Annotated in this window: 13 protein-coding genes and 2 pseudogenes; 10 read left to right on the top strand and 5 right to left on the bottom strand. The window is 31.5% G+C overall.

Annotated features, from left to right (window positions below; all coding sequences use genetic code 11):
• Nucleotides 1–14 precede the first annotated feature (14 nt).
• From GCU34_RS07750 to GCU34_RS07730, 5 genes and pseudogenes are all read right to left on the bottom strand, one after another.
• Nucleotides 15–820 (bottom strand): annotated as a pseudogene (locus GCU34_RS07750) (TPM domain-containing protein).
• The gene (locus GCU34_RS07745) at nt 820–1,257 is read right to left on the bottom strand and encodes a TPM domain-containing protein (RefSeq protein ID WP_072784412.1); all 438 of its coding nucleotides are present in this window, start codon (nt 1,255–1,257) and stop codon (nt 820–822) included. The pseudogene GCU34_RS07750 and the gene GCU34_RS07745 overlap by 1 nt, the downstream one beginning before the upstream one ends.
• Nucleotides 1,257–1,871 carry a LemA family protein gene (locus tag GCU34_RS07740; RefSeq protein ID WP_072784410.1) on the bottom strand — a complete coding sequence of 205 codons (615 nt, stop codon included), beginning with the start codon at nt 1,869–1,871 and terminating at the stop codon, nt 1,257–1,259. Before GCU34_RS07740 ends, GCU34_RS07745 begins: the two co-directional genes overlap by 1 nt.
• A gap of 10 nt (nt 1,872–1,881) precedes the next feature.
• The gene (locus GCU34_RS07735) at nt 1,882–2,214 is read right to left on the bottom strand and encodes a MerR family transcriptional regulator (protein ID WP_072784409.1); all 333 of its coding nucleotides are present in this window, start codon (nt 2,212–2,214) and stop codon (nt 1,882–1,884) included.
• Entirely contained in the window at nt 2,214–3,191 is a 978-nt protein-coding gene (locus GCU34_RS07730) for a M23 family metallopeptidase (RefSeq protein WP_072784398.1), read from the bottom strand. Before GCU34_RS07730 ends, GCU34_RS07735 begins: the two co-directional genes overlap by 1 nt.
• 151 nt (nt 3,192–3,342) lie before the next feature.
• On the opposite strand from GCU34_RS07730, the pseudogene alaS reads away from it, so the two are divergent.
• The 10 genes and pseudogenes from alaS to GCU34_RS07680 all read left to right on the top strand — a co-directional run bounded on the left by alaS (nt 3,343) and on the right by GCU34_RS07680 (nt 15,722).
• Nucleotides 3,343–6,017: pseudogene (gene alaS / locus GCU34_RS07725) on the top strand (alanine--tRNA ligase).
• A gap of 65 nt (nt 6,018–6,082) precedes the next feature.
• Entirely contained in the window at nt 6,083–6,523 is a 441-nt protein-coding gene (locus tag GCU34_RS14385) for a lipocalin family protein (RefSeq protein WP_152378500.1), read from the top strand.
• A gap of 9 nt (nt 6,524–6,532) precedes the next feature.
• Complete coding sequence (locus tag GCU34_RS07715; protein ID WP_072784386.1) at nt 6,533–6,931, top strand: hypothetical protein; 399 nt, start codon at nt 6,533–6,535, stop codon at nt 6,929–6,931.
• 63 nt (nt 6,932–6,994) lie between these two features.
• Entirely contained in the window at nt 6,995–7,729 is a 735-nt protein-coding gene (locus GCU34_RS07710) for a hypothetical protein (protein ID WP_072784384.1), read from the top strand.
• Nucleotides 7,730–7,832: 103 nt separating this feature from the next.
• Nucleotides 7,833–8,804, top strand: coding sequence for a GSCFA domain-containing protein (locus tag GCU34_RS07705; protein WP_072784382.1), 972 nt, complete (start codon nt 7,833–7,835; stop codon nt 8,802–8,804).
• A gap of 77 nt (nt 8,805–8,881) precedes the next feature.
• Nucleotides 8,882–9,412 (top strand): DUF6252 family protein, encoded by a 531-nt coding sequence (locus GCU34_RS07700; RefSeq protein ID WP_072784380.1) that lies wholly within the window; start codon nt 8,882–8,884, stop codon nt 9,410–9,412.
• Nucleotides 9,413–9,469: 57 nt separating this feature from the next.
• Nucleotides 9,470–9,946 carry a hypothetical protein gene (locus GCU34_RS07695; RefSeq protein ID WP_072784378.1) on the top strand — a complete coding sequence of 159 codons (477 nt, stop codon included), beginning with the start codon at nt 9,470–9,472 and terminating at the stop codon, nt 9,944–9,946.
• Between the two features lie 132 nt (nt 9,947–10,078).
• Nucleotides 10,079–11,995, top strand: a complete 1,917-nt coding sequence (locus GCU34_RS07690; protein WP_072784377.1) for an outer membrane protein assembly factor BamB family protein — start codon at nt 10,079–10,081, stop codon at nt 11,993–11,995.
• 300 nt (nt 11,996–12,295) lie between these two features.
• Nucleotides 12,296–12,880 carry an MORN repeat-containing protein gene (locus tag GCU34_RS07685; RefSeq protein WP_152378415.1) on the top strand — a complete coding sequence of 195 codons (585 nt, stop codon included), beginning with the start codon at nt 12,296–12,298 and terminating at the stop codon, nt 12,878–12,880.
• 4 nt (nt 12,881–12,884) lie between these two features.
• Nucleotides 12,885–15,722, top strand: coding sequence for a CHAT domain-containing protein (locus GCU34_RS07680; protein WP_084656946.1), 2,838 nt, complete (start codon nt 12,885–12,887; stop codon nt 15,720–15,722).
• The last annotated feature ends 36 nt before the right edge of the window (nt 15,723–15,758 follow it).

Genomic DNA, 15,758 nt, shown 5'->3' with positions numbered 1-15,758 from the left:
GATAATTTTTGGGTTTACCAGCTTCCGCCAGCTCCTCCTCCTGAGAAACCTCCACCACCGAAGCCACCACCAAAGCCGCCTCCGCCGAAACCACCACCAGAAGAACCAAATCCTCCGCTGTTGCCAAATCCACCAGAACGTCCCATACGACTTAAGATAATCATATCAGCTAAATCGGGACCAGAGAATCTTCCACCTGAACCATTTCCGCCACCTTTGTTGTTTTTTGCAGCGAGTATTATGATTAAAATGAATACGCCAATGAAAATTAAAAAAGGTAAAATGCTACCATCGTTACTTTTTCGAGTTCCTTGATATTTACCTTTTAAAGCATCAATAATTGCATCGGTTCCTTTGTCTAAACCATTATAATAACTTCCTGTTTTAAATTCGGGAATAATAATATTTCGCACAATTTCACCCGTAATTCCAGCAGTTAATCTGTCTTCAACTCCATAACCAGGAGAAATCCAAATCTTTCTATCGTTTTAGCTAATAAAATTAAAACGCCATTGTCTTCTTTCTCTTGACCAATTCCCCATTCGTGAGCCCATTTTGGAGTTAAAATTCCAATATCTTCTCCTTTTAAGTCATCAATCGAAATAAAAACTATTTGAGTTGTCGTAGTATCAGAATAGCGAACTAATTTTTCTTCTAATTGTTTAAATTCTGATGCGCTTAATACTTTAGCATAGTCGTAAACTGATGTTTGAAAGCTAGGTTTTTTCGGAATATCAAATTGTGCCCAACCTAAATTTTGAAATAAAAGGAATAATATCAAAAATAGTATTTGAACAAATTTTATTATAATTTTAATCATTATCCTCTAGATATTTCGTTTGAAAGTTCGTTAGTATCATCAGACTGATAAGGGAAATATTTTTTTAATTGTTCCCCAGCTTTTAAAATACCTTCTACTAAACCAAGTTTGTATTTTCCTTCTTTAAAATGAGTAATAATAACATCTTTAGTGCAATCCCAAAAATCGGCTTCCACTAAGTTGTTAATGCCTTCATCGCCAAGAATAGCTAGTTTTTTGTCTTTTACTCCAATGTAAATTAAAACTCCGTTTCGAGCTTTAGTGTTTTGCATATTTAAAGTGAAGAAAACCTCTTGCGCACGCACAAGAGGATCTTTTTCTGAATGTTCTTCTAAATGCACACGAATTTCACCCGAAGTGTTTTTTTCGGCTTCAACAATGGCTTCAACAATGGCTTGTTCTTCAGCTTTTGTTAAAAAATCTTCGGTTTGCGACATTATTCTGTAGCTGCTTTTTCGTTAGTACCAAAATCGAATTCTACATCTACAGGTTTTTCAGCACCTTTTTCAGATTCGAAATATGGTTTTTCTTTATAATTTCCTAAAAACATTGAATTAGGGAAAATTAAAATGTAATTGTTGTATTGTTGAACCGCTTCATTAAAACGAGTACGAGCTGTTAAAATTTGATTTTCTGTACTTGCTAATTCGTCTTGTAATTTTAAGAAATTTTGATTTGCTTTTAAATCAGGATATTTTTCTACAGTTACTAATAAACGAGATAGAGCACTATTTAAACCTCCTTGAGCTTGTTGAAATTGTTGCAATTGTTCTGGTGTAATATTAGATGGATCGATTGTTGTAGAAGTAGCTTTTGCTCTAGCGTTAATTACAGCTTCTAAAGTCGATTTTTCAAAATCAGCAGCTCCTTTAACAGTTTTAACTAAGTTACCAATAAGGTCATTTCTACGTTGGTAAGCAGTTTCTACATTACCCCATTCTTTAGAAACGGCTTGGTTTTCACGAACCGCTCCATTTTTTATTCCAATATACCAAAAAAATAAAATTGCAGCTAAACCTAAGATTATTAATAATGGTGCAAATTTTCTCATAGTTATAAATTTAAAGTTGATTTTTAAGTTCTATTAATTGTGATTTAATTGTTTCTAATTTTCTAATGATTTCAAACTTGTCTAAAGTTTTTTTCTGATTTTCTTTTAAATGAGTTTTTGCTCCTTCTAAAGTAAAACCACGTTCTTTAACCAAATGATAAATTAATTGTAGATTTTTTACATCTTCGGGTGTAAATTTTCTATTTCCTTTTGCGTTCTTTTTTGGTTTTAAAATATCAAATTCTTTTTCCCAAAAACGTATTAGCGATGCATTTACATTAAATGCAGTAGCAATTTCTCCTATACTATAGTATAATTTTCCTTCTGGTAAGTCTAAATGCATTAGTCTAAAGATTGGTTTTCTTGGTTGGCAAGTTTTGAAATTGCTATATATTCCTCAGCCGAAATACTTCCATAATAGAAATTAATCGGATTTACTTTTTCTCCATTTTTAATTACTTCATAATGTAAATGTGGAGCTTCACTTCGACCAGTACTTCCTACATAGCCTATTATATCTCCTCTCTTTACACGCTGTCCAGGGCGACAATTATATTTGCTTAAATGGGCATACAAAGTTACATAGCCATAACCATGATTTATTTCTATATGATTACCATAGCCCGACAATGAATTGTCGGCTTTTAAAACAACGCCATCTCCACTAGCAAATACCGGAGTTCCAGTTTTAGCAGTAAAATCCATTCCGTAGTGGAATTTTCTAATTTTAGTAAACGGGTCACTTCTGTATCCATAACCCGAGGCCATTCGTTTTAAATCTTCATTTTTTACAGGTTGTATTGCAGGAATTGCAGCCAAAAGTTTTTCTTTTTGTTTTCCTAATTCTACAATTTCATTTAACGATTTCGATTGAATGGCCAATTCTTTCATCAATCGGTCTACTTTTTTAGATGTATTAATTACCAATTCAGAATTATTAAAACCTTCTAAATCTTTATAGCGATTAATTCCACCAAAACCCGATTTACGTTCTTCGTCAGAAATTGGAGAAGTATTAAAGTAAATTCTGTAAATATTGTTATCTCTTTCTTCAATTGCTGTCAAAGCTTCATCCATAACTTCAACTTTTTTATTTAAAAGTTGGTAGTTAATTTTCATGTTTTCTAATTCACTCGTTAAAATTTTATCTTTTGGAGTTTCAAAATAAGGCGTGTTTATAAGCGCTACCAAACACAAAAAGCCAAACAAAGCCGAAGAAAGTAAAAAAAGCATAATGTAGGCAAACTTCTTACGTCGTTTCGTTTCAATTTTTCTATAGGCTAAATTTTCAGAATCGTAATAATATTTTACCTTAGACATGTTCTAATTTTACTATTTTTGCAAAAATTTTGTTATAATACTTATACGAACAAATTTAAGAAATGTTTCATTCTGAAACTATTTTTTAATGAAATTGGGAAATATTTTATAAAACAAGGTTTTTAGGAAAATTAATAAACAAAGTTTATAGATGAAATCACAAGATATTCGCAAGTCGTTTTTACAGTTTTTTGAAAGTAAGGGTCACTTAATTGTGCCTTCAGCACCTATTGTATTAAAGGACGATCCTACATTAATGTTCAATAACTCAGGTATGGCTCAATTTAAAGAGTTTTTCTTAGGTAACGGAACACCAAAAAGTAAAAGAATAGCCGATACGCAAAAATGTCTTCGTGTTTCAGGAAAACACAACGATTTAGAAGATGTAGGTTTTGATACTTACCATCACACGATGTTCGAAATGTTAGGAAACTGGTCTTTTGGCGATTATTTCAAAAAAGAAGCTATTGCTTGGGCTTGGGAATTTCTTACAGAAGTTTTAAAGTTAGACAAAGACCGTTTGTATGTTTCTGTTTTTGAAGGAAATCCAGCTGAGAATGTTCCGTTTGACCAAGAAGCATTTGATATTTGGAAACAATACGTTTCTGAAGACCGAATTATCTTAGGAAATAAAAAAGATAACTTCTGGGAAATGGGAGATCAAGGTCCGTGTGGTCCATGTTCAGAAATCCATATCGATTTGAGAACCGATGCAGAACGTGCAACTGTTTCAGGAAGAGATTTAGTAAATGCTGATCATCCGCAAGTAGTGGAAATTTGGAACAACGTATTCATGGAATTCAATCGTAAAGCCGATGGCTCGTTAGAAAAATTACCAGCACAACACGTAGATACCGGAATGGGATTTGAGCGTTTGTGTATGGCAATGCAAAACGTAACTTCAAATTACGATACAGATGTTTTCACACCGCTTATCGCGAAAGTTGAGGAAATTACTGGATTAAAATATACACCTAATAATGTCATTCTGAACGAAAGTGAAGAATCTCAAGAACAAAACAAAACGAACATTGCGATTCGTGTAATTGTAGATCACGTTCGTGCAGTAGCTTTTGCAATTGCTGACGGACAATTACCTTCAAACACGGGAGCAGGTTATGTAATTCGTCGTATTTTACGTCGTGCGATTCGTTACGGATTTACGTTTTTAGGAACGAAAGAACCTTTCATCAATAAATTGGTAGAAGTTTTAGCGAACCAAATGGGAGAATTTTTCCCAGAGATTAAATCGCAACAACAATTGGTTACCAATGTAATCCGTGAAGAAGAAGCTTCTTTCTTACGAACTTTAGAACAAGGATTACAATTATTAGATAAAGTAGTTGCTGAAACAGCTGGAAAAGAAGTTTCGGGAGAAAAAGTATTCGAATTGTACGATACTTTTGGTTTCCCGAAAGACTTAACGGCTTTAATTTTAAAAGAAAAAGGCTATTCGTTTAACGAGACGGAATTCGAAACCGAATTACAAAAACAAAAAGCACGTTCTCGTGCGGCTTCAGAAGTTTCGACTGATGATTGGACTTTTTTAAACCAAGGAAATGTTGACTCGAGCGATAGCGAACAGGCGAAGCAAACTTTCGTTGGTTATGACAAAACGGAAAATGATGTTAAAATCACACGTATTCGTAAAGTTGATTCTAAAAAAGATGGGGTTTTATACCAAATCGTTTTAGATGCTACACCATTCTATCCAGAAGGTGGTGGACAAGTTGGTGATAAAGGAACTTTAGTTTCGGCTAATGAAACCATCGAAATTATCGACACTAAAAAGAAAACAACTTAATATTACATTTCGCAAAACAACTTCCTGAGAATGTTGAAGCAGGATTTGTGGCAAAAGTAAATACCGATTTAAGAACATCGACTTCTAAAAATCACTCGGCTACGCATTTGATGCATTTGGCTTTAAGAACGATTTTAGGAACACATGTGGAACAAAAAGGCTCGTTGGTAAATCCAAATTATTTGCGTTTCGACTTTTCACACTTCTCTAAAGTTACAGACGAAGAATTACGTCAAGTGGAAGCTTTTGTTAATGCTCGAATTGAAGAGCAATTGCAACTGGTAGAACATAGAAATATTCCAATTCAACAAGCAATGGAGCAAGGTGCCATGGCTTTGTTTGGAGAAAAATATGGCGATACTGTTCGTATGATTGAATTTGGCGATAGCAAAGAATTATGTGGTGGTATTCACGTGAAAAACACCGCTGATATTTGGCATTTCAAAATTATTTCAGAAGGAGCTGTAGCGGCCGGAATTCGTCGTATTGAAGCAATTACTGGTGATGCGGTGAAAGATTTCTATAAAAATCAGGAAAGCACATTAGCTGAAATCAAAGAAGTATTAAAAAATCCTCAAGATACAATGAAAGCTGTTGTTGCTTTACAAGACGACAACGCTAAATTGAAAAAACAAATTGAGCAATTATTAAAAGAAAAAGCGAAAAACCTTAAAGGTGAATTAGCTTCTCAAATACAAGAAGTAAACGGAGTTAAATTCTTAGCAACTCAAGTAGATTTAAATCCTGAAGGAGCAAAAGATTTGGCTTATGAATTAGGTAATAACGAAACTAATTTATTCTTAGTTTTAGCCACTGCTGAAGAAGGAAAACCAATGTTAACATGTTATGTTTCTAAAGAATTAGTAGCTAGCAAAAACCTAAACGCAGGACAAGTGGTTCGTGAACTTGGAAAATATATCCAAGGTGGCGGTGGCGGACAGCCATTTTTTGCGACTGCTGGAGGTAAAAATGTTGATGGAATTAAGGAAGCATTAGAAAAAGCAATCCAATTTATAAAATAATTAATTGAGACGGGAATTTTAAATTCCCGTTTTTTTGTTTTAATTTGTAAAAAAAACAACTTTTTATAAATTATGAAAAAATATTTTTTCTATTATTTATTTCTTGTTTTTTCATTTCTTGTTCAAGTGACGATTCTAATTCAGGAATTACAAAACAGAATTTACTTGGGAAATGGGAAATAATTGGAGGAACAGTAAACGGAAATAGTTTTGAGTTTTATGAGCATGATTGTAATGATAGAAAAGATTTTCAGGAGTTTTTTGATAATGGAAGTCTTACTTTTAATAGATATGATTATTCTTGTAATTTGGTTGAAGTTGAACCATCATTATGGGAATTACAGGGAAATCAATTAACAATTTCAAATACAAATTTTGATCCTTCTATATATGAATATATTTATATAGTTGAGAAACTAACAACTACAGAATTAATTCTAAAACAAACAATTCAAACTAGCGAAGGAACGTACGTTTATCGTACAACATTTTCAAAGTATAATTAATTAATAAAAATGAAAAAAACGTTACTATTAGCTACAACCATTTTGGTTTTATTTTTTTCATCATGTTCTAGTGATGATGACAACAACTCAACTCCTTCTTCTATTTCCATTTTAGATAAATGGTGGTATGATTCCAACAATTACGCTGGAAATATTTATTTTAATTCTAATGGAGAATATCAGCAAGTTGTAAATTTGTTAGGAACTAACATACCAGGATCAGGTAGTTGGACTTGGATAGAGCAGAATTCAATTCTTAAAATAGAAAATTTAACAGGTTTAGGACAAACTATTCCAACAGTTTGGCTAAAGTTTACTGATGTTGAAGAACATTCCATGACAGTTCAACAATCTACTGATGGGACTAATTATTCTGTGGAAGTTTATTATTTAGATACAGATAATTAAATACAGTACTTTTATTAAATACTTTTTTTCTTTTAATTCGCATAAAATAACTTTTTTAAAATTATGAAAAAAATTCTTCTATTAGCTGCCGGTTTGGCAATGTTTATGACATCATGTTCTAGTGATGATTCTTCAAAAAGTGCTTCAACTCCTGTTTTATTAACTAAGTTAATAGAAACTTTTGAAGATAATTCTACTTTAACTACAGAATATGAGTATTCAGGAACCAAATTAATAAGAATGACTGATGATGAGGGACGTTTCGAATTTACTTATACAAATGATTTAATAACACAAGTAAAATATTATGAATCTAATACTTTGCTACAAACAGAAACTTATCAATATGATGCGAGTGGAAGAGTAACCACTTATATTATTGTTGATAATATTGATACAGATTGGGGAAATAGGGAAACATATACTTATAACTCTAATGGAACAGTGTTGATAAATTATTATTATGGTGATGCTGTTTCGCAAACAAATTTTGACAAAACTGCAACAGTTACTTTTTTAAATGGTGAAGTAAACGAATTTTCATTTTCGGATGGACAAACAATTACATATACATATGACAATATGAATAATCCATTTAAGAATGTAACAGGTTTTGATAAAATAAATATTTGTAATCAAGAAGGGTCTGGAGTTTTCCATAATGTAACTCAAGAAGTTTATACTGATATTTCTGAGAATATATCAACTACTTATACATATAATAGTAATGACTATCCTGCAACTTCAGTAGAAACTAGTTTTGAAGTAACAAATGCACAATATTTCTATAATCAATAAATTATTTAAAAAATATAAGAAACCCGATAATTTTTAATTATCGGGTTTTCTTTTTATCACTATTTTTGAAATCTAGAATCTAAAAATCTAAAGTCTAAAATAAATGAATTTCAGAACTGAAATACCAATTTTAAAAAGTGATTTTCCAATTGATTATCATTCAAAAATTTTGTTATTAGGTTCTTGTTTTTCAGAGAATATTGGTAAAAAATTTCAGTATTATAAATTCCAAGCAACTATAAATCCTTTCGGAATTATTTTTAATGCAGTTTCTTTAGAAAAGTTGATTAAAAGAGTAGTAGAAAAGAATTATTTTACCGAAAAAGATATTTTCTTTCACAATGATTTATGGCATAGCTATGAAGTGCATTCAAAACTATCAAATTTGAATAAAGATGAATTTTTAGATAATTTAAATCAAATAATAGACTTAACGAATAAACAAATAAACAACTTAACCCATTGCTTAATAACATTAGGTACAAGTTGGGTATATAGACTTCGACAAGCTCAGTCTGACAATTGTAGCATTATTGCTAATTGCCATAAAGTTCCTCAAAAAGAATTTACAAAAGAACTACTTTCAACACAACAAATACAAGAAAGCTTACAAAATATAGTTTCACTTATTCAATCTATAAATCCTCATGTGAAATTTGTGTTTACAGTTTCGCCTGTTCGACATACAAAAGATGGTTTTTTCGAAAATAATGTGAGTAAAGGAAATTTGTTTTCTGCATTGCACAATTCTTTCGACTTTCAACTTTCGACTTTCGGCTATTTTCCGAGCTACGAAATTGTCATGGATGAACTTCGTGATTATCGTTTTTTTGAAACCGATATGTTACATCCTAATCAGCAAGCAGTAGATTATATCTGGGAAAAGTTTTCACAAAGTTATTTCCATTCGGAAACCATTGCTGTAATGAAACAAGTTGAAGAGATCCAAAAAGGTTTGGCACATCGACCATCTAATCCCGATGCTGAAGCGCATCAAAAGTTTTTAAAAAATCTTCAAAATAAAATACAAAACCTTCAAATTTCATTGCCTCAATTGTCTTTTGAATCAAAATAAGGCAATTGCCTTATTTTTTCATGATTTAATTTAAACAAATTTTGTGATACTGAAAAGTTTAACAAAATCTATAAATTATGAAAAAAATTCAAAACATTGGGATTACTTTATTATTGGCATTATCGGTATCAATAATTTCTTGTTCAAAAGATGATGATGGCGGTTCTGGAGGTAATGCTGCATCTGGAACAATAACTGCTAAAGTTAATGGAACAAGGCTAACATCTACAGAAATGTTAACAGTAGGTTCAAAAGTTAATAATGGTACTGGCACTTTTGCTTTGACCCTTCAAGGAACAAACATGGATGGTAAAGGATTTCAAATTACTTTAAATGCTGTTGATGGAGAAGGAACTTATGAAATAGGAGGAAGTGCTTTGGTTTACAATGTTGTGAGCTATATTGAAGGTAATGCAACAAGTCCTATGGACACGCAAACTTGGACTGCACCTTATGATGACAATTCGGCTCGAGGTGAGGTAAAAATATCAACTTTAACAGATTCTAAAGCTATTGGAACTTTTGAATTTACTTGTAAAAACCCTAATGACAGTTCTATAAAGAACATTACAGAAGGTTCTTTCAACGTAGATATTACCACTTATTAATATTTTTAAATAAAGCCGATTACCTTAAAATTATAAAAACCTATAAACTTAAACATTATGAAAACTTTAAAAGTTATTATTTTCTCATTCTTTATAATTGCTTTACTATCAACTGAAGCAACTGCTCAACGATTGGTTCAAGCAAATGAAGTAACGCCTCAATTTTTAAAAGAGACTTTTGAAAATGCGTATATTGAAGTTGAACAAGTAGCAGATACTTATATAAAAGTAAAAGATTCTTATTCTGTATTTGTAGATATTGATCCAAGTAAAAGATATGTTACTCTTTCTGGTGTTTACCAAATTGTTGACGGCGCTAGTAAAGAAAAAGTATTAGAATTAATGAATAAGATTAATGGAGAAGTAGCGCTTATTAAAATTGTATATTCTGAAAAAGCCAATAATATTGGTTACTATTATTATTTCTTCATTGAAGGAGGTTTTACCCAAAAATCTTTAGTAGGAGCATTAAAATTATACAAAAATGCTTTGAATTTAAGTTTAGCAAAAGATACTGAAATGTTAATCAAATAAATTATGAACTCCATAAATAAAATTAATTGGAAAATTATTCTAATATTTTTTATTGGAGTTCTCTTATTATTGAATATTTACAATTACATAATGCTATTAAATCAATTTTAACAATTTATAAACTTGTATTTTATGAAAAATAGATGGTATAAATTAATGCTTTTTTCAATATTGATGTCAATTTGTACAACATATGCACAAAAAGCTGAGGCTCCTGAAAATACTTATAATTTAGGAGCAAAAATTAACGAAATGACGTTAACTGTTGGAGGTATCTTAGTTGTAGCTACAAACGATGGATTAGCAGGTATAAACCCTAATGAATCTAAACCTATATTCACTTTCAACAATTTTGGTCAATTAAAACCTGAAGAAACAGAGTTTATTCCAATGACTCCTTACATAGTGGTTTCACAAGGAGCTACTGGTAGTTTTTCGGGAATTGGTAAAACAAAAAGAGCTGTTTTCGATTATGTAAAAGGAAAAGTTTTATTCAATTCTGAAGATTTAAAATGGACTCAAATTTATACTTGCAATGTAATGTTGCCGCAGAATAAATTAGTTGTAAGTGGATTGCAAAAAAGTGATGCAAAATTTGAAAGCCAAGTTCCTAAAGTAGCGGTGTATGATTTAGATAGTGGTAAAAACGATTTTTCATTTTTCTTAGACAAACCTGGTCGCGTAGGAATGGCTAAAGATTTTAGTGTTACTGGAACACCATTATTGTTAAAAAACTCGATATTAGTTCCTACAGCACAAGGTATTATTGCGATGTCAAATTCAGGAGCTGAATTATGGAAAAGCAAAATAAAAGATGTTACTTGGATGGTTGCCGACGAAACAGGTAAAGAAATTTATGCTTTTGAAAGTGTAAATAACGGCAATAATACAAGAATTCACAAAATTGGAGATAAAGATGGTGCGGCTTTATGGGCAGATGATAGAAAAGTAAAAGGGATTGTTTCTAATTTTGAAATTTTACCACAAGGAATTGCAGTTGTGAGTAATGTTAAGCCTTCTGGAGAGAAAGGTTTAGGCAAACTAATGGCTGCAAAAGAACAAAGTCACATTGCTTTTTTAAGTGCATCTTCTGGAGAAGATTTATGGGAAAAAGCACCAAAAACAAATGGATATGTTCAACATTTCTACATTATGGATGACGGAATTTTATTTGGTTTGTATGAAGGTGGGATTAATAAAATTGCTTTTAACGGAACCCCATTATTTAAAAAGCCTTTAAAAACAGGCGAAAACATTATGGTAATGGCTCACACACCTCAAGGGTTACTCTATATAACGGGAGAAGATGCGAATATTGTGAATTTATCTTCTGGAGACCAAGTTTGGTCTAAACCATTAAAATATAAAAGAGCTTCATCTGTAGCTTCAACATACGATAGTAAAAACAATCGTTATATGATTGCGGCCGATGGTAAAATAATGGCAATTGATGCAAACTCTGGTAATGTTACTGATTTTGCGCAATGTAATTTTGAAGAAAAAGAAGATCCAAGTTCAATGCAAATAAGAAATGGCGGAATTTTCCTTTCTTCTAGTCAAAACATGGCAATGTACGATTTCAATGGTTCAGAAAGCTATAAAGTATATCATAAATCGCCAGGAAGAAGTACATTCGGCAAGATTATGGGAGGTGTAATGGCGGTAGCGTCAACAACTATGGCGGTTTCTATGAGTGCTGCTGCAGGAGCAAATCGTACTGGTTTTGGTAGTATGAATGATTTGGATTCTTATAACGATTATGGGAAAGAGGCTAAACGTGCTGCCGACATGTTCTCTGGAATTGCAGGAGCTTCTTTCGATTATTTATCAAAACGTTTTAAAGCAACTGCTGCCACAGAAAATTCACAATTTATTTTAACAAAATTAAATGATGGTGTTGGGTTAGTAAAAGTGAATAAAGATTCTGGAGTTGTAGAAAAAGAAATTATTTTGAACGATAAAAAACCAGAATATGAAGTTGATGAAACAGGTGGATATTTATTCTATAAAGCAAACGATAAAACAATCTATACATACAATTTAAAATAATAGTTTTCATAAATAATTACAATAGTTATAAGTGGTTTGGGCTTGCAATTTAATTGTGAGACTATTGAAAATAGGGCATTTGCCCTATTTTTTTTAATTCATTCTGGAATAGTTTTATCATTAAATAGAAAATATAGAAAACATGAAAAATTTTGCTCAATTAGTTGTTTTAGTTTTTACCTCATTTTGTTTTGCACAGCAAAATTTTGGTAACCAAGCCGGAAAAAAAGAGGTAAAAAAGGATTAATTTCATTTGAAACTTTTACTGCAGAAAATGGAGATGTATCCTATGGTTTTAGAATGGACGGACTCATAGTAGGTCCTAATATGATTTTACATACTGACGGTAAAACTACTTATGTAAATTATAATAAAGATCATCAAAAAGACGGGACTTTAGTTGAAATGAACAAACAACAAGGAACAATTGAGTTGTATACCTATAGAAAAGATCAAAAAGACGGACCTGCTTTTAAAATTGCAAATGGAAATGTGGAATGGAAAAAGCAATTTGCAAATGATAAGGAAGATCCAAATGGTTATAAAGCAAAAGTGACCGATTATGGTTATGGTCAAAATTCAAATGGATTTAACGGATTTAATGTGGAAAAGTACGATAATGGCTCTTATGCAGTTGGCTACTTTCTGTTTTCAAAAAGATCATTTCCTGCAATTCAAGTTTGGAAAAATGGGGAACAATACATGGGACAACATATTCAAGGTTTAAGAAAAGAATTTGGCGTATATTTTTATGAAGACGGAAGTAAATATGTAGGTTTTTGGCATAAAAATTACAAAGAAGGCTTAGGTTTCAAAATTGATAAAAATGGAAATATTATTGAAAAAGGATATTATGAGGATAATGTAATTAAAACGCCACTTTAATTTTATGAAATCTTTTTTAGCTTCAATATTTCTCTTGGTTGTGTGCTTTTCTTTTGCACAGCCCAATGGTTTTAATGATTATTATGCTGTTTTTATGGAAGGTTACAACAATAAAAACCTTCCAAAAATGAAAGAAGGTAGTGAATTGTTAATACTGAACTTTCCGGATGAATTTGCTGGATATTATCTAAATTCATATTACCATATATGTTCAGGAAATTTAAAACAAGCACAAGTTGAATCTAACAAAGCGCTTAATATCCAGCCTTTGTTACCTTATTCTTATTATACGCAAGCCTATATTCACTACCTTAATAACAATGTAAGCGAAGCTGAAAAGAGTTTGAATTTTGCAGTTCAATTGAATACAGATAAAAATCCGGATGCGATTTTTAAAGATATGGATGTAATAGGCTATTTCCTGAGTAAAGATATTTCGTCTTTAAAAGGAAAATACAGCAAAATATTTCATACGTATAATAATCCAGATTTAGCCTTACAATTCGATCAATGTTTCAATGAAGCTATCAAAGGAACACCTTGTGATAAAATAGATCAGTTGGCTGCAAAATACAATACGTTACAACCTGTAAATCCCTTAATTTCAAAGTTAGCTCCATTGGTAAAAGCTACAAGTTTTTATGCTAAAGGAAATATAACGGAGTGTAAAAAGCAATTTGAAACCTTTTTAAATAACTCAAAAGCAAATCAAGCATTATATTGGCAACGAAGTTATGCTTATTGGTTCTTATCTATTTTAAAAAGAGATAGTTTTGACGAAAGAGGTGCTTTTTTAGACATTAATGCTGCTTTAGAGGAATATCAAAATTTAGGTTTTTCTTCTTACCAATTAGCAAACATGCAATTGCATAAAATTCATGTTTTAGATAATTTTGGAGATAAAGAACAAGAAAAGCTACAAATGGCTTATCAATTAGAACAAACGGCAAACGCTTTAAACAATAACTATTATAAAGCGAAAGCTTACAACTCCATCGGAGCACATTATTTGTTAGACGGACCACAACCCGAAATGAATAAAGCAGGTGAATATCTTACCAAAGCTTTCAATTTAGCAAAAAGTATTAACGATAAAGATTTAAGCAGAGAAGTTAACTCAAATTATATCATTATAAAAGCAAAACAGGGTTTATATACTGATGCTGCAAAAATTACGGAAGAAACTGCTCAAGGTTATATCTCCGACAAGGTATTTGATCATGCACAAAATTTATACAATAACTTGGGTTTTATTTTTTACAATAATAAAGATTATAAGAACGCCATTATCCAGTTTGAAAAAAGCATTGCTTTAGCCGAAAAAGTTAAAAGTACACTTAATTCTAAACAAAAGCTGAAATATATGAATGATATTTCGGGAGTTTACACCGGGCTGATAATGAGTTATAAGCAAACCAATAATGTAGAAAAACTATTTCAATTACAAGAGCAGAGCAGAAGCGGCTACTTAAAAGAAATGTTAAATAGTAATCTAACTACAGCAACTATTGTTGATGCTCAAAATCTTTTAAAACCAAATGAGGTTTTGTTAACCTATACTATTGGTCAACCGGGTGAAATTATTATTACCGTTATTACAAAAAACAAAGCTGAAATTCGTTACAACTATCCAATTGACCAGCTACTGGCATTAAAAAAAGTATATACTGATAAAGTTAAAAAAATACCAGCCCAACTAAATCCTTATATGAAAGACTTACAAGTCGATTATAAAGACGGTCAATTAGTGCGTTATGCATCTAAGCAATCCGCGTATAAAAAAGATGATTTTGTGATGCTTGTCGAATGGACACGTCAATTATTAGAACAGGAAAATCCACAGTTGCAAAATGTTCAAAACGATTTTCTACATCTTTGGTACGATTTAACTCTACAACCGGTTCAAGATGTTTTAAACAACTACTCTAAAGTAATAATTAGCGCTTCAGCCGAGTTAAATTATTTACCTTTTGAAACCTTTTTATCACCCAAAAATCAGTATTTTGTTTCAACTCATGACGTTCGATATATTCCTAATACCACTATTTGGAAAATTATTGCAAACAGAAATTATTCGTCTAATCGAAAATCTGTTTTAGCATTTGGAGGAGCAAAATATCAACCATCCGGAAATGTAAAACCAAGGGTCAGAGGAATTGAAGATTTCTATAAAGTTTCTGATGCTGTAAATCAAAAAATTAGCAAAGGAATTTACAATTTTAAACCCGAATTAGAAGCACTAGGTTTTGGAGGCGCTAATTATTTGGCAGGAACATTACAGGAAGTAGAATTTGTAGGCAACTTGTCTAGCGATATTAAAGTCTATAAAGGGTTTGATATGAGTGAAAGTAATTTTAAAAAAGCAAATGCTTCAGGAGAATTAAAGCAATATAAAAATCTATTAATTTCTACCCACGGATTTACCAGTGATATTATTCCTGAGTTTAGCGGGGTAATGTTTTCTCAACCCAATGGAGGTGATGGAAATGAAGACACTTTTTTATTAGTGCCGGAAATTTCAATTTTAAGTTTAAATACGGATTTGGTCATTTTAAGTGCTTGCGATACCGGAATCGGTAAATTATATGGAGGAGAAGGAATAAACGGATTAAATTCGGCGTTTTTAGTAGCAGGCTCAAATGCAACAATGTTGTCTTTATGGCCAGTAAGCGATGCCGGAACAGCTTTAACCATGCAAAATTTGTTTAAAAAAGTAGTGCAACAAAATGGTAATACTACCGAAACTTTAAATCAAATTAAACGATCGTTTATAAAAGGAGATTTTGGATCAGAATTTAAACATCCACAGTTTTGGGCGCCATTTCTTTACAATGGACGATAAGATTAAAATACGGCAACTGCCGTATTTTTTTTGTAC

This window comes from Flavobacterium haoranii, assembly GCF_009363055.1.
Classification (GTDB): Bacteria; Bacteroidota; Bacteroidia; order Flavobacteriales; family Flavobacteriaceae; genus Flavobacterium; species Flavobacterium haoranii.
This window is presented reverse-complemented; position numbering and strand designations above follow the sequence as displayed.

Excerpts from the sequence above, each read along its gene's own strand:
- GCU34_RS07705 (WP_072784382.1), top strand. The coding sequence starts at position 7,833 with ATGAATTTCAGAACTGAAATACCAATTTTAAAAAGTGATTTTCCAATT.
- GCU34_RS07735 (WP_072784409.1), bottom strand. The coding sequence starts at position 2,214 with ATGCATTTAGACTTACCAGAAGGAAAATTATACTATAGTATAGGAGAA.
- GCU34_RS07690 (WP_072784377.1), top strand. The coding sequence starts at position 10,079 with ATGAAAAATAGATGGTATAAATTAATGCTTTTTTCAATATTGATGTCA.
- GCU34_RS07710 (WP_072784384.1), top strand. The coding sequence starts at position 6,995 with ATGAAAAAAATTCTTCTATTAGCTGCCGGTTTGGCAATGTTTATGACA.
- GCU34_RS07695 (WP_072784378.1), top strand. The coding sequence starts at position 9,470 with ATGAAAACTTTAAAAGTTATTATTTTCTCATTCTTTATAATTGCTTTA.
- GCU34_RS07730 (WP_072784398.1), bottom strand. The coding sequence starts at position 3,191 with ATGTCTAAGGTAAAATATTATTACGATTCTGAAAATTTAGCCTATAGA.
- GCU34_RS07700 (WP_072784380.1), top strand. The coding sequence starts at position 8,882 with ATGAAAAAAATTCAAAACATTGGGATTACTTTATTATTGGCATTATCG.
- GCU34_RS07715 (WP_072784386.1), top strand. The coding sequence starts at position 6,533 with ATGAAAAAAACGTTACTATTAGCTACAACCATTTTGGTTTTATTTTTT.
- GCU34_RS07685 (WP_152378415.1), top strand. The coding sequence starts at position 12,296 with ATGGACGGACTCATAGTAGGTCCTAATATGATTTTACATACTGACGGT.
- GCU34_RS07680 (WP_084656946.1), top strand. The coding sequence starts at position 12,885 with ATGAAATCTTTTTTAGCTTCAATATTTCTCTTGGTTGTGTGCTTTTCT.
- GCU34_RS07740 (WP_072784410.1), bottom strand. The coding sequence starts at position 1,871 with ATGAGAAAATTTGCACCATTATTAATAATCTTAGGTTTAGCTGCAATT.
- GCU34_RS07745 (WP_072784412.1), bottom strand. The coding sequence starts at position 1,257 with ATGTCGCAAACCGAAGATTTTTTAACAAAAGCTGAAGAACAAGCCATT.